Source organism: Prevotella dentasini JCM 15908 (assembly GCF_000614065.1).
GTDB classification, from domain to species: domain Bacteria; phylum Bacteroidota; class Bacteroidia; order Bacteroidales; family Bacteroidaceae; genus Prevotella; species Prevotella dentasini.
On record NZ_BAKG01000016.1, the window covers coordinates 16,442 to 34,131 of the forward strand.

A 17,690-nucleotide genomic window follows, 5' to 3' on the forward strand; every position below is an offset into this window, starting at 1 on the left:
CTACTTGTGGAGACACCGTCCTGACGGATATTTTCCGTACTGGCGAAGCGGAAGTGCCTGTTCCGCAAAGCGAACAAGCCCGAATGGCATTACGAAAGTGCCACTTTCATTATGTGAAAGTGGCACTTTCGTTTCTTGATACATAAATGGCTGTTAGTCAGGGGTGTATGGGGAAGACGGTCAATCCTTCTATTTGACGGAAGATATGGCTGAAAAGGTGATTCCCCATCAGTCGAAGATATACCCCAACAGCAGCGAACCATTATACATCCACAGGAAGAAGGTCAGGGCGAGCAAGACGGCACGCAGCTTCCGGCGGACAGATGCAGGACTGGCTGACAGTAGATAGCCAATGGCGATAGGAATGATAAATGCCCAGTGGGCTGCCATGATGTAGACTTCGTTCAGCCCGAAGCCGAGGCCGACGTGCAGGAACATGTCGAGGAGAAACCAGCTGCCCACCATCAGGAAGAAACGGTGGCGGACAGCGGCGGCGATACCGACGACGAAAAGTAGGAAAATGAGAGCTTCAATAGTATAATTCGCCCATTTCATCGGTGTGGAATAGGCGATAATGACAGGCCTGCCATGGAAGACGTCGCCCAGAACCCAGTTTTCGTGCAGTTGGATAGACTCTCCGAAAAGATTCTCTACGATGCTTTCAATACGTGGCGTGGAAATATCGGTCCAGTTCATAAACTCTCCGTGTGTGATGGGAGTTCCCTGTGCCTTGATGCGCTTCCGCCTGAAAGTTTTTACGACGGCCTTTTTCTGCTCCCCGGTCTGGCGGTTGGCGCGGTTGACGGAATCGGCCTGTGCTTTCAGCTGTGCTATGTGTATTTTTCGCTTTTCGGCTTTTCTGTGTGCTTCATTTCATGCCGGGCTTTCTCGTCTGCCCAGACGAAGTGGTAATATTCAAAGCGGGCAAAGCTCCAGATGGCCAGCGAGGGCAGGATGACGGCGAGGACGAGGTGCCGCGGATGCCAGAACCTTCTGCCGTCGGTGAAGAGCGAGGCAAGGAAAACCTTCAGGCCGTTGTTGAGCGAGATGCCGGCGGTGAGCAGGAAGAGCAGCACGGTGTGGCGAATCTTCATCTGGCGGTGCTCTTTCATCATCCGCCCGGAAATGTACAGGGTGAGGAGGAGGGCAAAGAGCGAGTAGGCGAAATGGTCGGGGACGATGGTTGCCAGCAGGATGTAGGCAAAGGAGAAGAAGAAGGCCGTAAGGAGGAGGCTGTCTCTCCGCCCGGTTCCGATGATTTCGCGCATGAGCCGGTGGAAGAAGAGGACGCTGTAGACAGACGAGACCGTCAGCATGGTGGCGACAACGAACTGGGCGCAGTTGATGCCCGTGAGTTTCATGAGGCACAGGTTCAGCAGATAGGGCACGTACATGGCGAACGACAACAACGGGTGCCGGTAGACATTGTAGCGCGCATGCCAGTCGCTGACTATGTAGTAGGTGATGGAATCGAAGCCGGAGATATGGAAGCTCTTCACCAAAATGTCCCAGTTGTTGCCCGACAGGGGACTGAACAGCCCGTAATACTTCCATACGACAAGGGCGTTGAGCAGCAGAAATACAGCAAGGGCAAGGCAGGCGAGGAGTCGTTCGTCTCTCCTGATTCGGAAAACGCTTAGGAATCTCATTTCTTTTTCAGGAAGAATCTGACCAAGATAAAGTTAATCGGTACACAGATGCAGAAGACGGGAATCATCGCCCACTGCTTTTCGAGTCCTAGCCAGAGGAAAAGGTTAAGGAAAACCGTTTGTAGAAGATAGTTGACCACGTGCGACAGAACGAAGCCTGCCCCGCGTCGGGCAGTTGACTTCACCCTGAAGGTGTAATGAGTGGAGGCTATATAGTTGAAGGTAAGGCTCACCAGATAGCCGATGGTGTTGGCAAAGGTGGGCGGAAGCCACCGTATCAGCAGGAGGTAAACCCCGTACTGGATGGCGGTAGCGGCTGTCCCGACGATTCCGAAACGTACGATTTCACCGAGCTTTTCGCTGTCTTTTACCCCGAAACGGCTTAAAATATCCTTTGTCTGCATAGTTCAGCAATTCTTTGTCGCCCCGGCTGTCTCCGAAAGCTGTCAGTTGATAGGTCTGTCGGTATGGAAAGTGTTTCTGAAGACGCTTTACCTTCTCCCTGCCGTAGCAGTTCTTGGTGAGGAATTTGCCCGTCAGCACTCCGTCCCTTACGTCTATTTGCGTCCCCTCTACCACTATCTCGCCCATGTCGGAGAAGAAGGGGCGCACCCAGTTGTCGATGCTCGCACTGATGATGATTACCTTTGCCCCCTCGACGAGGGCATCGCGGATGGCCTGCATCCCCTTGGGACGGATGAGGCTCTGGTGGTCCAAGGCGAAGGCAGCGCAATAATGGTCGAACTCATCGAGTGTCATGCCCTTGAAAAACCACGAGAATACCCGTTGCTTGGCTTTCCAGTTGGGATAGAGGCGCAGCTTCATCAGGATGAGAACCGGCAGGAACAGGAGGAAGCCCAGATACATCTTGCGTGTTCCGTGAACGTAGCGTATCAGCTCGATGAAGGTATCTTTGGTCGTCAGAGTGCCGTCGAAGTCAAATGCGGATACTTTCATTTCAACACATATATAATGAATAGGAAGGCGAGACCAAAGGCAAGGACTATCAGCTGTGTAAACCTGTCGTGCAGGATGACCTTGGTCGGGTCGCCGCTCTTTTTGTCGACTACTGCTATCTGAATGTACCGAAGCAGTCCGACGAGTACGAAGACGCTCGTCAAGTAGAGGTTCTCGGTGTGGAAATTGGCTATTACTGCCGGGCTTACCGTGTACATGATGTAGCAGACCAGCGTTACCGAGGCAGTGATGGTAATGGCCTGATTGATGAAAGTGAGGTTATATCGGCTCGTGTTCTTCCGGGGTGCCTCGCCGGTCTCGTTCATTCGGAGTACGTCGTCGCGGCGTTTGGCAAACGACAGGAACAGCATGAGGAGGAAGGTCATCAGTACAATCCACTTGCTGAGGCTGATGGAGGTGGCGATACCCCCGGCAAGGATGCGCAGGACAAAGCCGAAGGCGACGATACAAACGTCGATGATGGCGTATTGTTTCAGTTTCAGACAATAGAAAACGTTCAGTACCCAGTAGAAAGCGATGATTCCGGCAGTTTCCATCCTGTTGCCGGGAAGCAGAAGGAGAGTGCACATGGAGAGAACGGCCATCAGTGCCATGAGCATATAGCCTTGTGCCATGCTGACGGCACCCGATGCCAAGGGCCGATTGCGCTTGACGGGGTGGCGACGGTCGTCGTCTACGTCGATGATGTCGTTGAGGCAGTAGATGGACGAGGCTACGAGACTGAACGACAGTATCGTAACGAGTCCCGAGAAAAGGGCTTCGGGACGAAGGAGTGCGCCTCCGAAGAAGACGGGAAGCAGCACGACGAGATTCTTTATCCACTGGTGGGGACGAATCAACCGCAGTAAATTCTTCATGATTTCATTCTCCTTTCTATGGGTGTAACGGCTTTGTCTATAAGGGTATGGAGCAACCAAGCGAGAGGAAGGGTCAGAGCTACGGTCAGCAGAAAGGTGGGCCAGTAGGTCCAGTGCTGCTGTTCGATGTACTGAAGGACGAAATGGTCGTGGATGAGATAGGCCTCAAGGCTCAGTGCCCCGATGAATTTGCACGATTTGTTGAACCATTTCGGCATGCGGCGGAATACTCGGTTGAGCATCAGGATGGAGGTAACGGTAAGCGGAATATAGAGCATCCGCTCCAAAAAGAGCGGAAACTCTCCGTGCCGTACCTGCTCGAGGAAGATGCTCGAAGCCAGTGCCATGACGAACATGAGGACAATCATCCATATCGAAGTGCCGTCCATGGTTTGCTTCCGTTGTATGGCTGCACCGAGATTGATGCCGATGAAGTAGATGGGCACACGGCTCCAGAATATTTCCAAATGCCCTACAGCCTGATGGATGGGCGTAACGTATTGTACGAGAATACACCACATAATCATCATAACGGGCAGCCAGCGGTAGACAGGGTGGCGTATGATGAGAATCATATAGGCCGGTGTGAAGAGGTAAAGCATCATCGTGGCAGGTATATACCAGAAGGTCAGCTCGTCGTGGAGCCAAAAGTCCCAGTTGACGGTGATGTCCCCGATAAGGTCGGTGATGTTTTCGCTGTGTCCGCCATGCCCGACGACGTCGGGAAAGTAAAGGTCTGGAATGTAGAAGAGCTCGCCATGATTATCCACGTGGGATAAATACGGATGAAACGGCGGGAGAAGAACTGCCGGAGGGACGGATGTTTCGTCCAAGAGAACCACAGCCCGACACCGCTCAGGAAGAGAAACATGTCGACACCGATATTCCCCATGCGCCGAAGACCGAAGAAGGCGTCGTCCCGGGGCAGCCCTACATGGAAGAGAATGACGAAAAGCATCGCCATTCCCATCAGTTCGCCACGGTAACGGCTGATGTTTGCCAATTCTATGTCTTTGATTTTCATTTCAGTTTCGGGCTTGGAATTTTCTTCATCAGCTCACGGAAGAGCCATGCCAGACACACGGAGGCGATGGCATAAAGGAGCAGCCCCGTCCAATAGTCGCCGCTACGGGAAATCGGGATGAATATCTTGCGTGTGATAGGGTGGCAGACGAAGAGGGCGGCGGAGATGCTTCCCATCCATGAGAGCCGGTTGATAATCCACTGGCTGAGCTTGTTGTATTTTCCCGACCAGCCGATGAAGCGGACGAAACCTATACATGCGGAACAGACAAACAACGGAACAATGTACCATGTGTAGTAGTTCAGGCTCATAAAACGCTGGGCAGCCATTGACACAAGGAATAGAACCGCAGAGAGGGCCGGATGCACCGGCTTCATGTATTTGGCATAGAGCAGTCCTGCACCGAACGGCAGCATGCCGCCAATGAAGTTGTACCGCCAGCGGTTGAGGGCTTCGCTTTCGGGCGGACAGCTCAGTTGGACGATGCAGCAGACGGCTGTCAGTCCGACTACCCATGCCCAATGACGACGGTAGAGCAGCAGACGGTAAACAATGTAGAGCTGTATCATCAGTCCGAAAAACCAGTAGGGGCCGGGCCATATAATGTCGTCGGGATGTGGAAGCAGATTGTTGAAAAGCCCCATCTGTGCAATGATGTCCATGACAGCGTAGTGGTGCTGTCCCGGTGTGATGGCGTCGACCATCGTAAACGCCACGAAGCCGACTATCATCATGCGGAACAACTTCTTCCAATGATAGCCGATGAAGCTCAATGCACTGGGATTGTTCGATGAAACCGAAGAATTTGAAGGACTTTCGTATTTCTTTACCAGTCCGTAGGCGGAAAGGAAGAGAAACACGGGTACGCCATAGTGTCCGAAAAACGAAAGGATGTGGAAAAGGGTTAGTTCGTTCCAAGGACGGGACATCACATCGTTGAACCAGTCGACGTGGTGCTGAAAGTATTGGTATTCGTTCTCCTTGACCACCGGGGAAAGCCAGTGACAGAAGTTGTGCAGGAATATTCCGAGGATGGCAATGCCGCGCATGGCATCACATTCCGTTCGGGTAAGCAAACCTCCCTCATCAGTAGAAGGCCTCCCCAAGCCCTTCCGGAGGAGAGGATGGGAAGTTGTCTCTGTGCGGTGAAGTTTTTTATTGAACATATAATGTATCTTTCTATTTGGTGATGATGAATCTTCCGTTAGGCACATTCCTCCTTTTCGGAAAGTCTTGGTGAGGATTTTTGCAGGCAAGGCTCACAGCTTGTCATAATCGGTTTTGTTCTTCAGCAGTCTTGGACGCTTTTCGTTGTACTTCGTGCTCAGTACATCGTACTCGGGACGGTAATCCTTTGAGTGGATGCCGGCAAGATAGAGGAGTGTGTGCGGTAGGGCGTCGGTCATAAGCCTGCGGTCTTTCGCATCGGCTATCTGCTTGAATATATCGGGGTGCTTGGCAATGTACTTGGGCGAGCAGTATATCCAGAAAGGTATTTCAAACTCGTATCGCGCCAAGTCGCGGTCAATGGCGGCCGAGTGGTTACGGCAGATGAATCCACGATTGCCCTCGTAACATTCCTCGCCATGGTCGGGCATGTAGATGACGATGGCTTCCTCGTCCTCAAACCGCTTCACAATTCCGTCGACGATAGAGTCGTTGTAAAGGACGGCATTGTCGTAGTCGGCAAGTATTCCGCGTCGTTTCACGCTCAGGTCTGCCCGTCTCCCCGTATAGTCGTCGGCAGAGAAGCGGTGGCGGTCGCTTGGATAACGCTGCCGATAAGACACATGCTGGCCGATAAGATGGAAGATAATGAGGTTGTGCTCTTTGTTTTGTTGTTTCAGGTTTTTGTCGTAATCGTCTATCAGGCCGCGGTCGAAGCGGAAGAGACGGTCGTTGCGCGTGTCGAACATTGCTTCCGACAACTCGGGATGGTTGAGGAAGAAGCCGCCGCTGAAGTCGTAGACGGCCTCTTTTGCCTTCGGGAGAAACTGATTGGTGATGAAGCTGACGTGATAGCCTGCCTTTCGGAACAGCTCGGGGAAGAGCGGATAGTCGCACCATTCGCCTTTCTCCCCCACAACATGAAGGGAAAAGACATTTTTGAAGACGAAGCTGGTCAGGTTCCACGGCGACACGACATCGCTGAACGGAATGAGCCGTCCCGACTTCTGGAGTTCTATCTGCCGTGGGGTGGTCGGCATGAAGTAGCCATACTGCTGGCTGTGGTGCTTGCCGTAGCTTTCTCCGATAATCAGCACAATATTGGGCGACCTGAACGAGCAGCTGTCGACCCTTGCCTTGTCCTTCGCCACGATGAGGCTGTCTATCTGCCGGGCTGCCAGTCCGTTGGAGAAGACGCTGAACGCCAGTCGGTAGACGGGCAGATAGAATTGCGCACAGTCTTGTGTGGTAAGTTCGTGCTCCACCGCACCGATTGTATTGAGAGAGAACATCTGCACCATCTCTTTCTTGTTGTGGGCAGACGACGCTATGCCCCATGACAGGAGGACGATGGTAGCCAGTCCTGCAAGGGACTGCAGTCTCATAGACAGTTGTTGGGGAATGGTGAACCGCAGTGGGAAACGTTTGCAAAAACGGTGTCTTAATATCTTGGCAATCGACAGCAGAAGCTGTATCAAGGCTATGAGCAGGATGATGCCTACACCTGAAAAAAGAAGGTCGGGAGTAATATAGCTGCTGACAAATTCGCTCGCCTCGCGTCCGTCGGTCTCACCTGCCAAGAGGAGCATGGACGGGTTGAGCGTAGACTGGAACTTCTCCCAGCAGAACAGGTCGGCTATGGTGGTGGCGTAAACGATGATATATAAAAATCCGCGAATCCATCGGCGTATTTTCAATGGAATAAACGACAACAGCAGGCAGACGAGATAAAGGTCAAGGAACATTTCTAACCAAAGATGGGAATACACTTCAGCATCCGGGCGATTGTCGGGAAGCTCCATGTAGGAGACGACTATGCCCAGCAGATACATGAAAAAGAAGAACGAGGCATTTCGACGAATCGGTTCAAACGCCTTGCTCAGTAAGTTTCCTGCGATTTCCAAGAACTTCATCAATGTTCAAATTTTAAGCAAAGTTAATGCAAATTTGTGATATGGCAAGGCAAAAGCAGGCAATTAACACTTTGCCGTCTGTAATCTTGTTTTGCTACTTTACGGTGCAGGCAAGGTGAGGAATATTCTCCTGTGCGGAAAAACAGCCGTTTCATCGGAATCGGACAGCTACTTTTCTGCAGTGAGTATAGTTGTTTCTTTGCCAGTTGGAGGGAAGAAAGATAAACATATATGTACGCCTGACCGGCAGAAATCCCCCTGACGGAAGATAGTTTCTTCAGGACATGCACTATGTCTATGCCGGACAGGGTCTCTTTAGCCGGTCAGATGATAATACTTTATCGGGGCAGTCAGGCAGGAAGTTCACTCTTTCTGATTAATCAGATGAAGTCCTTTATTTTATTTTCCTTTTTTTCTGTCATGCTGTCAAGATGGTATAACTGCTTGGCCCTCAAGTGCTGAAATGTTAAAAGTCTTGATGGCTTGACAGAAAGTCTGTCTTTTCTGTCGTAGACTATCGATGTTCAGAAACAAGATTGTTTACCCTGAAGGGAAAAGAATTTGGGTTCTTGTCTTCTGTGCAGCGGGTAAGGTAGGATGGGAAAGCTATTAATGCGACACTTTTTCCCATTGATTGTTTGCAATTTTCGTTAAAAAGGACTATATTTGCAGGCATAGGCCTGGGATGATGGAGGTTTCCCAACTCCATAATCCGTTCTACCTGAGCCTGCCGAAGCATAATTTTGAACCAAACACCTAATTAATCCTGAACGCCCACACCTCTTACAAGGCGTTGTCCCCGAATAGCGTTGGCTGACCGAAGAATAGTAATGGGGATTCAACAGAGAGGCACCTTTCTTATGAAAACGCATTTACTTAAGAACATGGCAGCAGCGGCTATTGCGCTGTTCGTTGCCCTGCTTGCTTTTCCGCAACAGGCGGAGGCACAGAGCAAGGAAGCCTACGTAGTGTGTAGTGAAGACCTGACAACCCTCACTTTCTACTATGACGCGCAGCGTGCGAGCAGAAAGGGCACCGTGTGGGGCATCAGCGACACGCAGAAAGATGAATACAAAAATCTCTATCCGGCTTGGACGGGGACTTTTGTCCGAGAGAACAAAACCGTTACCACTGCCGTGTTTGACGCATCCTTAAAGGCCTTCCGCCCCACAAGCACCCGTTCGTGGTTTTTCAGGTGCAAGGAACTGAAGCAAATTATAGGCATGGAAAACCTCAACACGTCTGAAGTAACCGATATGAGTAGTATGTTCTTGGGCTGTTTTTCCTTGACTTCTCTTGATGTCTCAAACTTCAACACGAAGAAAGTAACCGATATGAACAGTATGTTTTCAGGTTGCAAAGGCCTGACGTCGCTTAATGCCTCCAATTTCAACACGTCTGAAGTAACCGATATGAGTAGTATGTTCTTGGGCTGTTTTTCCTTGACTTCTCTTGATGTCTCAAACTTCAACACGGAGAAGGTAACCGATATGAACAGTATGTTCTTAGGTTGTAATGGCCTGACTTCGCTTAATGTCTCAAACTTCAATACGTCTGAAGTAACCGATATGGGACAGATGTTCTCGGGCTGCTCTTCCTTGGCGTCTCTTGACCTTTCTAACTTCGCTACCGGGAAAGTAACCACCATGGTCTATATGTTCAGGGGATGTGAAAGCCTGACCTCTCTTGATGTCTCCAGTTTCAATACGTCTGAAGTAACCGATATGAATGGTATGTTCTTTGGCTGTTTTGCTTTGACCTCTCTTGATGTCTCAAACTTCAATACGGCGAAAGTTGTTAGTATGACGTATATGTTCCATTCCTGTAAGGGCCTGACCTCGCTTGATGTGTCGGGCTTCTACACTCAGAATGTATTCACGATGTCCTATATGTTCTCGGGCTGTTCATCACTGACCTCGCTTGACGTGTCAGGTTTCAGCACTCTGAATGTAATTGACATGAGCTACATGTTCTCCGGATGCTCCTCTTTAACTTCGCTTGACGTCTTGAACTTCAATACTCATATTGTATCCGCGATGTCTCGCATGTTCTCTGATTGTTTTTCCCTGACGACCATCTTCTGCAACGACTCGTGGGTGTGCGGAAATTCAGAGCGGATGTTTGAGAATTGCACGAAGCTTGTGGGCGCAGTGGCTTACGATAAGAACTGGGTTGACGCAAGGATGGCCAATCCTGAAACTGGATACTTTACAAAGAAGAAGGTAACAGGTGTTTCGTCTGCTACCGCATTGAGGTCTGACAAGGCCAAGGCGGTCTACGGCCTGAACGGTGTGCGTCTCGGTACGTCGCTCGACCTTCTGCCGGCCGGCGTGTATGTCATAGACGGACGAAAGGTTGCCAAGAGGTAGAATGGTGCGTCTTGGGGGTACGCCGAAAGATTGCTCCTGAACGCAAGAAGCAGCGGCAGAAGCCTTGTCCGTCCGAAATATGACGGCGGCAGCGGATAGGGTTGGAGCCTCTGGCCTTACACGTAGGAGATGGTTTGATGTTGGTCGGACGGGCTGATTGAGCCGGGACAACTTCAAGATAAGGCGTAGGCTGACAGGGATAGATTGGGAATATCTTCACCGCCCTGTAATGTCCGTAAAACGAAAGTGCCCGTTTCACTTTGCGAAACGGGCACTTTGACTATGCGAACAAGCCCGTTTCACTTTGCGAGAACGGCACTTTCGTTTTCCTGATTGAAGTAAATCTACCACGAGAAGCAGACGAATCAGGGCCGTACCGATTTCGTAACAGAGACCCCGAAGTACCTCTGCATCTTCGAGTACAGCTCAACCGTTCCGTCTACCGCATTGGCTGCACCTTCAGTTTCGAGACAGGCACGGTGAGCGACTGGCAGTGCGAGAAGTCGTAAGAATCAGCCCTTGGCGATGGCTTTCTGACGGAGTGGCGGCAAGTTCTTCCGGCAGGAGTTTCTCTAAATGCTTTGTTTCAGTTTCTGAAACTTCTTTTGGCATCTCTGCTTGTAGTTATAATGGAAGATATGCTTCTCTATCTTCCTCAGGTTGTACATGAGAGAGAAGCCGATTTTATCCCGCAGGCAGGGTGTGCCGTCGGTATAAACTGAACGGGGAATACGGACAAAATAGAGGTCGGCAATGCTGTCGAAAGCAGAGAACTGCCGGTGCTTGCGCTCAAAGAGCCATGTTTCAGAGTAGAAACGGTTGGTGGCGATGACCGGGGGACGGAAATCGGGCAGCTGACGGATATGTTCTGAGCGCGCCCACCAGAAGCTGCCCGAATACATCGTGTAGTTTCGGGGTGGCCAGCGGTAGCAGCCGTAGGTGTCGTAGCCGTTGGTGAGAGCATTGACTGCCACCTGCCACTTGTCGAAGATAAAGTATTCGAGCATTTCTCTCCACGCTTCTATTTTCCTGCGGAAGGAAAGGAAACTTTGGTCGGAGCTGTCGAGCGACTGGTAGGAGATGCCTTTCGTGTGGAAATAATAGACGATACAGTCTTCGCGCTCGCTCAGGCTTTTGATGAACTCCAAAGCCGGATATTCGTAGCGTTTGGGGTCGGTGAGGCAGGAGACGATTTCGGTCTTGTCGCTGTCAATCATTGAGCGAAGCCGCTCTACATCCTGCAAGTTGGAGGCAATGCAACTGATATAGAAAGTAGACGTAGCATCGAGCAGACCACTCTTCTTCAGGTTGTCTATTTGTCTGCCTACGAGACGTTCCCATCCCGTGTCGAGCATGGCATGGTAGACCCCGTAGATGGGAAGCGTCGTGTCGGGACGGTGCTCCCAAGGCGTAAGGTTGCGTCGTTCGTAGACGTGGAAGATGCTGTCCGTGATTCTTTTTAGTATAGGCATGGGCTTACTCTTCTTTCAGTGAGGCTATCAGGCGGGCAAACATTTCCTTCATTCCGTATCGTGGTTCCCATCCTAACGAACGGATGCGGTCTGTATCGAGGCGGAGCTTGGTGGTGGGCGAATAGCCGAGACCGTCCTGCAAGTCGACGACGACCCTTACCGCAGGGTTGAACGTTTCCGACAGATATTGTGCCATCTTGCGGATGGATATGTAGGTCGTCTCGTTGGCCACGTTGTAGGCTTCTCCGTCCTCGCCTTTCATGAGAATATAGAGCATGGCCGAAATGGCATCCGTCGTATAGCAGTAGCATCGGGATAGCTCGCCTGTGGTGTGCAGGATGATGTCTGTGCCGTTGACGATGCTTCGGGCGAACTGGGCGAAGACGCGGTTATCGGTTTTCGACACACCGGCACCGAAGGTTTGGGCGAGTCGTGCCACCTTGACGGGTACGCCATACTCTGCGGCATAGTTGTGCAGAGTCCTTCGGCAGCCCGCTTGGCGAGCGGATAGCTGCTTCGGGCAGCCATCGGGTCAAGATAGCCTTGGTCGGATTCGGTGAGTGGGCGGCTGTCGTCGGTTATCGTTCCGTAGACTTCGAGGGTGGAGGCCAGTACGATTGATTTCAGTCTGTGTCCGCGTGCATAGCTTAGGATATTGCGCATGCCGTCGTAGACCGTGTTCATCACCTCCACGGGTTGGTCTACAAAGGACCTTGAGGCGGTGGGCGCGGCAAAGTGCAGCAGATAGTCTATCCTTTCATCGGGGGCGAAAGCCTCATTCCGGGCGAAGTCGTGGCAGTAGAATCCCAGTTCTTTACATTCGTTGCCCAGTATCTCTACGGCCTTCTCTCTGTTTCTTATCACGGCAAGCACGCGGAGATGAAGCTCCCGATACTTGTTTAATGCCAATAGGCAGCGCACCATACACGCTCCCAAAAGGCCCGTTGCCCCTGTTATGGCTATGGATTTGCCTCTTAATGCTTCGCTCAAGGGGAAGCTCTCGGCAAATTCGGCGACGTCTCTTTCTGATATGTTGTTCTCCATTGATTTGGTTGCCTTGTAGCTTTCTTATCTTGCTTCTCCGTTTGGGTGCAGAGTCAGTCGGCTTCGTAGGGCTTGCTGTCTTATTGTCAATATGCCTTCTACAATCCGAATATCTGTTGGTCTTCATGGACTTTCACCATGGCACGCAGAACGAAGAAGTCGGTAGGCGTGGTGATTTTGATGTTCTCCATCGGTCCGATAATCGTACCGAGCCGGTAGCCATAGTGGCTCATCATCGTACAGGAGTCGATAAAGTCGTTCCGTCCTTCGGAAATGGCACGGCGGTGGGCGGTGAGGATGTCGGACAATCGGAAGCTCTGAGGTGCACGGGCAATGAGGGAGTCGGCACGGGAGGGAATCTCCAGAGAGCCGTCGGGTTGTTTGACGACGAACGTTTCCGTTGCAGGGATGCAGGTGATGCAGCTGCCCTGTTCCTCCACCTTTCGTATGTTGTCGGTGATGGTCTCCTCGGTGATGAGCGGACGCACGCCGTCGTGTATCAGCACGTTTGCTTCACGGCCGTCGGCAATGCTCTCGGCAGCACAGAGACCGTTGTAGATGGACTCCTGCCCCGTGCTGCCCCCGGGGACAATCTTCACGACCTTGTTGATTTCAAACTTCCGCAGCTGTTTCTCCAAGAAGGAAATCCAAGCCTCTATGCACGCTACAACGATGGCATCGATGTCCGGATGGTTGTCGAAGAGTTCGAGGGTATAGATGATGATGGGTTTCCCGTTGAGGTCGAGAAACTGCTTAGGTCTCGACTTGGTGTGCATGCGGAGTCCTGAGCCTCCTGCGAAAATGACGGCGATGTTCATGAGCTTTGAATTAGGAGTGTTGAGTGAGAAGTTTGTTTGAATGAAGGGTTTTGAATAATGGATTAATCCAAGAACACTACGTCCACCTTGTGCCTGTCCCTCTTGTCGCGTGGCGGCAGGTTCATATAGTTGCCATAGGCGATGCGGCATATCTCGTCGGGGTCGGCAGGACCTTCGAAGGTGTAGCCTCGAAGACGATGTCCTTGTGAGGCACCATGCACCGCTTGGGGTTCTGTTCGTAGAACCATGCCCCGTATGAGTGCATGTATCGTCCGGGACTGCCGAAGAGTTTTCCGACGAGGCGGAACGAGGGAAAGACGGCATAGTGCAGGATGTCGTACCCCCACTGCGCCAGACGGGGATGCCGGCCGGCCAGCCGCAGGTTGACGTTCACCGAGAGCTTGGCTGCCAGATGTTGCAGCCAAGGTATCATGTTTCCCTCGTAGGGGAAGATGTCAACGTGAAGGCCACGGTATTTTTGTGCCTCGTGCATCCTTCGGTCGGCACTGCTCTCGCTGTCGTGGCTTCGGTTCTCGCTCTTCAGGTCGCGCAGCACGGCCCATTCCTTGTAGAATCCGGGGTCGGTATCGTTGTCTTGCAGGACATATTGCGGATGAGGGTGGGACTTGAGATAGTCGCAGAGTTTTTTGAAATCCTTTTGGCTGACGACCATGTCTACGTCGTCGTCCCATGGGATGAAGCCTCCGTGGCGCAAAGCACCGAGCACGTTGCCCCCGTCGAGCCGGCAGGGGACGCCTATTTCCCGGGCGGTCTCCTGCAAATAGATGGCCATGTCGAGCATCCGCAGCTGTGCCCGTCGGAGTACCGACCCGTCGGGGTTGTACTCCTGCCGGAGGGTCTCCTGCGTCTCGCCCGTATTGAAAGTCTCTATCATACTTTAATTGCTTAGTGGTTGCAAAAATAGCATTAAATAACGGATATACAAAAGGAAAAGGTGTGAAATGATGGCTGTGCGGACAGGAGGGTAGGTAAATCTGCGATGAACGGCTTCACTCGCTTGCGGCGGCGGACAAGCTGCGGACATATTGTTCAAAGTTGGCGTCGTGGATACGGTTCCATATATCGCCGAGCAGGGCGGCACCACCAAATCCGAGAGACTTGAGGGTTGGCAGACGGTCGGCAGACACGCCTCCGAGGGCGACGACTTTGCTGTCAATGATTCCGCGGCAGGCTGCTGCGGTGAGTGTGTCTGGGGTAAAGGCGGAGCGATAGCCGGACTTTGATACGCTGTCGAAGACAGGACTGAGAAAGACGTAGTTGCAGCGGCTTTTGGCTTGTTCTGCTTCGTTCAGGGAATGGCAGGAGCAGGAAACGGAGCCTGTAAAGCCTTGAGGGGCGACGGGGTTGCGGCGGTTGAGATGGATGCCGTGCAGAGGAAAGGTGTGGGCAAGGCCGAAGTGGTCGTGGACAACGATGCGGCTGTAGCACTCGGAGGGCAGGGCAGACAGCAGTCGGGCGCAGTCCTGATATGAGGCGGTGGGCTTGCGGAGGTGGATGCGGCTGATGCCCCAGTCCAACAGCTTGGGGATAATCATGGTTTCTTCGGGGAAGAAGTCGGGAGAGGTGATAGCGATGAGGAGCATGGCTCTTGGAGTCAGGGGAGTTAAGGGAATAAAGGAGTTAAAGGAGTTAAGGGAGTTTGGATAATACTCTTTTAGGGTGCAGGGTATCTGTAGGGAGAGATGTCCTCGTTTGTCCGAAGTGAGTGAAGACGGACAGGCAGGGCGTGTCTCCTACAGGCAATGTATGAAAGAGCAGGGACAGAAGAGTGCGTCTGTCCCTGCATGCAACTCGTCTACTTGCCAACTCTCTCAATAATCATCTCCGCCACTTTCTTTCCCGAGAGGAGCATGCCTCCGAAGATAGGCCCCATGCGTGGTGTGCCGCCGACGGCGGAGGATGCCATGCCACAGACGTAGAGGCCGGGATAGATTTCCTTCGTGGCTTCGACTACCTGACGCTCGCCTTCGGCTACGTCGAGCGAGCGTTCGCCAATGACGTCGCCCGTGTCGGTGCTGAGCCGGATGCCGTTTTTGCTGGCTACGACGCGGCACATCTCGCTGTCGTGCCCCGTGCCGTCAACGACGAATCGGGCCATGATGTTGAGCGGGTCGACGTGCAGTCCCTCGCGGAGCACGGGGGTCCAGTTTACGACCACGCCGCTGACGACATTGTCCTTGAAGACCACGTCCTCTACTGAATAGCAGTTGAAGATGGTCGCACCTGCATGCACGGCATGGTAGAGAAGCGCGGAAGTGCTCTCTACGGAGTCGGCGGTAAAGAGTCCGTCCTCGTAAGGCTCGTAGTTGATGCCGAAGTCCTGAATGATGCCGAGTGCTTCCTGCTGAATGACGAGTTGGTTGAACATCATTGCGCCACCCCACATGCCTCCGCCGGGTGAGAGCTTGCGGTCGAAGAGAGCCACGCGCAGTCCGGCTTTCGCCATGTAGTAGGCTGCCACGATGCCCGACGGGCCTCCGCCGACGATGGCTACGTCGAGTTCGAGACACTTGTCGAGCTTGTCGAAATAGGTACGGATGATACCTCTTGATACTTGTTTTTCTATCATGATGCTTGATGTGATAAATGCCTTTCTGCCCCTTGGGGATTGAGCTGCTCCCAAAGAATGGAAAAGGGGCTGGGGCGTTGTTTTTCGTATTTCGCAAATAGCTTGAAATTAAATAGTTAGTATCCAACTGAAGAGTGCTTTCATACCCAGCGGGTTGGGTATGAAATACGCCTGCAGATGGGACTCTTTATGCCTTTTCGGTGGGACATCCTGAGCTTAGTTCTTGGCTAATCCTCATGGCGCAGAAGTTCGGGCCGCACATGGTGCAGTACTTTCCGCCCACCTCGTTGGAGGTCTTCCAGTATTCAAGAGCCTTCTCGGGGTCGAGGGCGAGGTCGAACTGGTCTTTCCACCGGAAGTCGTAGCGCGCCCGGCTCAGGGCATTGTCGCGCACGGTTGCACCGGGATGCCCCTTGGCAAGGTCGGCGGCATGGGCGGCAATCTTGTAGGTGATGACGCCCGTGCGCACGTCGTCCTTGTCGGGCAGGGCGAGATGCTCCTTCGGCGTTACGTAGCATATCATTGCCGTTCCGTACCAGCTGATCATCGCCGCACCGATGGCACTCGTGATGTGGTCGTAGGCAGGGGCAATGTCGGTAACGAGCGGCCCGAGCGTATAGAATGGTGCACCGTGGCACTTCTCTATCTGGCGGTCCATGTTCTCGCGAATCTTGTGCATCGGGACGTGCCCCGGTCCCTCGATGAACGCCTGCACGTTCTTCGCCCATGCACGTTCGACGAGTTCGCCCATCGTGTCAAGCTCGGCAAACTGGGCCGCGTCGTTGGCATCGTAGGTGGAGCCGGGCCGGAGTCCGTCGCCCAAGGATATGGCCACATCGTACCGGGCGCAGATGTCGCAGATGTCGTCGAAGTGGCTGTAGAGGAAGCTCTCCTCCTGATGCACCTGACACCACTTGGAGATGATGCTGCCGCCGCGGCTCACCATGCCTGTCAGACGGCCGTTGGCAAGTGGCACGTTCTTCAGGCGGATGCCGCAGTGGATGGTGAAGTAGTCCACCCCCTGCTCGCACTGCTCTATGAGCGTGTCGCGGAATATCTCCCACGTCAGGTCTTCCGCCCGTCCGCCGACCTTCTCGAACGCCTCATACATCGGCACCGTCCCCACGGGCACGGGGCAGTTGCGGAGTATCCACTCGCGCGTCTCGTGGATGTTGCTTCCCGTCGAGAGGTCCATGAGCGTGTCGCCGCCCCATTTGCAGCTCCACACCGCTTTCTCCACTTCCTCCTCAATGCTTGAATGGGCGTGCGAGTTGCCGATATTGGTGTTTATCTTCACGGCGAACCGCGTGCCGATAATCATCGGCTCGCTCTCGGGGTGGCGGATGTTGGCCGGGATGACGGCCCGGCCAGCCGCCACCTCCTGACGGACGAACTCGGGCGTAATGTGCGACGGGATGCCCAGCTCGCGGCAGTTCATGTTCTCGCGGATGGCCACATACTCCATTTCTTCAGTGATGATGCCCCGTTTGGCGCACTCCATCTGTGTGCCCCGTCTGCGGTCAATCCACGGCTGCCGCAGCTTGGGCAGCCCCCGTTCGAGGTCTGTCTCCACGTTCGGGTCGCTGTAGGGTCCGCTCGTATCGTAGACGATGACGGGGTCGTTCTCCCTCTCCACTCTCCTGCCGTCTTCCATCGTTACGGTCGGCGTCAGGCTGATTCGTCTCATTCCCACCCTCAGGTCGGGATAGATTTCGCCCTTCATGTAGATTTTCTCCGATGAGGGGTAGGAAATCCTTATGTCTGTTCTCTTCATGTTATGATAGTTTTGCCTTTTGGAAGTCGTTCCGC

At 52.9% G+C, this 17,690-nt stretch carries 14 protein-coding genes and 3 pseudogenes; 2 read left to right on the plus strand and 15 right to left on the minus strand.

Features of this window, described 5'->3' with window-relative positions:
- Positions 1 to 228 precede the first annotated feature (228 nt).
- The 8 genes and pseudogenes from JCM15908_RS15205 to JCM15908_RS13305 form a co-directional block, all read right to left on the minus strand.
- The gene (locus JCM15908_RS15205) at positions 229 to 840 is read right to left on the minus strand and encodes a DUF6080 domain-containing protein (protein ID WP_306303722.1); all 612 of its coding nucleotides are present in this window, start codon (positions 838 to 840) and stop codon (positions 229 to 231) included.
- Positions 831 to 1,649: a DUF6080 domain-containing protein gene (locus JCM15908_RS15210; protein WP_234396424.1), complete on the minus strand. Its 819-nt coding sequence runs from the start codon at positions 1,647 to 1,649 to the stop codon at positions 831 to 833. The genes JCM15908_RS15205 and JCM15908_RS15210 overlap by 10 nt, the downstream gene beginning before the upstream one ends.
- Positions 1,646 to 2,053, minus strand: coding sequence for a GtrA family protein (locus tag JCM15908_RS08785; RefSeq protein WP_025003061.1), 408 nt, complete (start codon positions 2,051 to 2,053; stop codon positions 1,646 to 1,648). Before JCM15908_RS08785 ends, JCM15908_RS15210 begins: the two co-directional genes overlap by 4 nt.
- The gene (locus JCM15908_RS08790) at positions 1,995 to 2,606 is read right to left on the minus strand and encodes an HAD family hydrolase (RefSeq protein WP_025003062.1); all 612 of its coding nucleotides are present in this window, start codon (positions 2,604 to 2,606) and stop codon (positions 1,995 to 1,997) included. Before JCM15908_RS08790 ends, JCM15908_RS08785 begins: the two co-directional genes overlap by 59 nt.
- Positions 2,603 to 3,484 carry a decaprenyl-phosphate phosphoribosyltransferase gene (locus JCM15908_RS08795; RefSeq protein ID WP_025003063.1) on the minus strand — a complete coding sequence of 294 codons (882 nt, stop codon included), beginning with the start codon at positions 3,482 to 3,484 and terminating at the stop codon, positions 2,603 to 2,605. The genes JCM15908_RS08790 and JCM15908_RS08795 overlap by 4 nt, the downstream gene beginning before the upstream one ends.
- Positions 3,481 to 4,508: pseudogene (locus JCM15908_RS13295) on the minus strand (acyltransferase family protein). The gene JCM15908_RS08795 and the pseudogene JCM15908_RS13295 overlap by 4 nt, the downstream one beginning before the upstream one ends.
- Positions 4,505 to 5,674 carry an acyltransferase family protein gene (locus JCM15908_RS13300; protein ID WP_084607854.1) on the minus strand — a complete coding sequence of 390 codons (1,170 nt, stop codon included), beginning with the start codon at positions 5,672 to 5,674 and terminating at the stop codon, positions 4,505 to 4,507. Before JCM15908_RS13300 ends, JCM15908_RS13295 begins: the two are co-directional and overlap by 4 nt.
- Positions 5,675 to 5,767: 93 nt before the next feature.
- Entirely contained in the window at positions 5,768 to 7,588 is a 1,821-nt protein-coding gene (locus JCM15908_RS13305; protein WP_036893043.1) for a phosphoethanolamine transferase, read from the minus strand.
- 860 nt (positions 7,589 to 8,448) lie between these two features.
- Here JCM15908_RS13305 and JCM15908_RS08815 point away from each other — a divergent pair.
- Together JCM15908_RS08815 and JCM15908_RS14675 are read left to right on the plus strand one after the other, a co-directional pair.
- Positions 8,449 to 9,957, plus strand: a complete 1,509-nt coding sequence (locus JCM15908_RS08815) for a BspA family leucine-rich repeat surface protein (protein WP_025003064.1) — start codon at positions 8,449 to 8,451, stop codon at positions 9,955 to 9,957.
- Positions 9,958 to 10,217: 260 nt separating this feature from the next.
- Positions 10,218 to 10,466 (plus strand): hypothetical protein, encoded by a 249-nt coding sequence (locus JCM15908_RS14675; protein WP_148295563.1) that lies wholly within the window; start codon positions 10,218 to 10,220, stop codon positions 10,464 to 10,466.
- A gap of 63 nt (positions 10,467 to 10,529) precedes the next feature.
- Here the strand turns inward: JCM15908_RS14675 and JCM15908_RS08820 are convergent, their stop codons facing one another.
- From JCM15908_RS08820 to thiC, 7 genes and pseudogenes are all read right to left on the minus strand, one after another.
- Complete coding sequence (locus JCM15908_RS08820; protein WP_025003065.1) at positions 10,530 to 11,429, minus strand: hypothetical protein; 900 nt, start codon at positions 11,427 to 11,429, stop codon at positions 10,530 to 10,532.
- A 4-nt stretch (positions 11,430 to 11,433) separates the two neighbouring features.
- Positions 11,434 to 12,473: pseudogene (locus JCM15908_RS13310) on the minus strand (NAD-dependent epimerase/dehydratase family protein).
- A gap of 98 nt (positions 12,474 to 12,571) precedes the next feature.
- Complete coding sequence (locus JCM15908_RS08830) at positions 12,572 to 13,291, minus strand: IspD/TarI family cytidylyltransferase (protein WP_025003066.1); 720 nt, start codon at positions 13,289 to 13,291, stop codon at positions 12,572 to 12,574.
- Positions 13,292 to 13,353: 62 nt separating this feature from the next.
- A pseudogene (locus tag JCM15908_RS13315) lies at positions 13,354 to 14,186 on the minus strand (LicD family protein).
- A gap of 115 nt (positions 14,187 to 14,301) precedes the next feature.
- Complete coding sequence (locus JCM15908_RS08840; RefSeq protein ID WP_025003067.1) at positions 14,302 to 14,895, minus strand: thiamine phosphate synthase; 594 nt, start codon at positions 14,893 to 14,895, stop codon at positions 14,302 to 14,304.
- 212 nt (positions 14,896 to 15,107) lie between these two features.
- The gene (locus tag JCM15908_RS08845) at positions 15,108 to 15,881 is read right to left on the minus strand and encodes a sulfide-dependent adenosine diphosphate thiazole synthase (protein WP_025003068.1); all 774 of its coding nucleotides are present in this window, start codon (positions 15,879 to 15,881) and stop codon (positions 15,108 to 15,110) included.
- 187 nt (positions 15,882 to 16,068) lie between these two features.
- On the minus strand, positions 16,069 to 17,655 hold the full coding sequence (thiC, locus tag JCM15908_RS08850; RefSeq protein WP_025003069.1) for a phosphomethylpyrimidine synthase ThiC: 1,587 nt from the start codon (positions 17,653 to 17,655) through the stop codon (positions 16,069 to 16,071).
- Between the last annotated feature and the right edge of the window lie 35 nt (positions 17,656 to 17,690).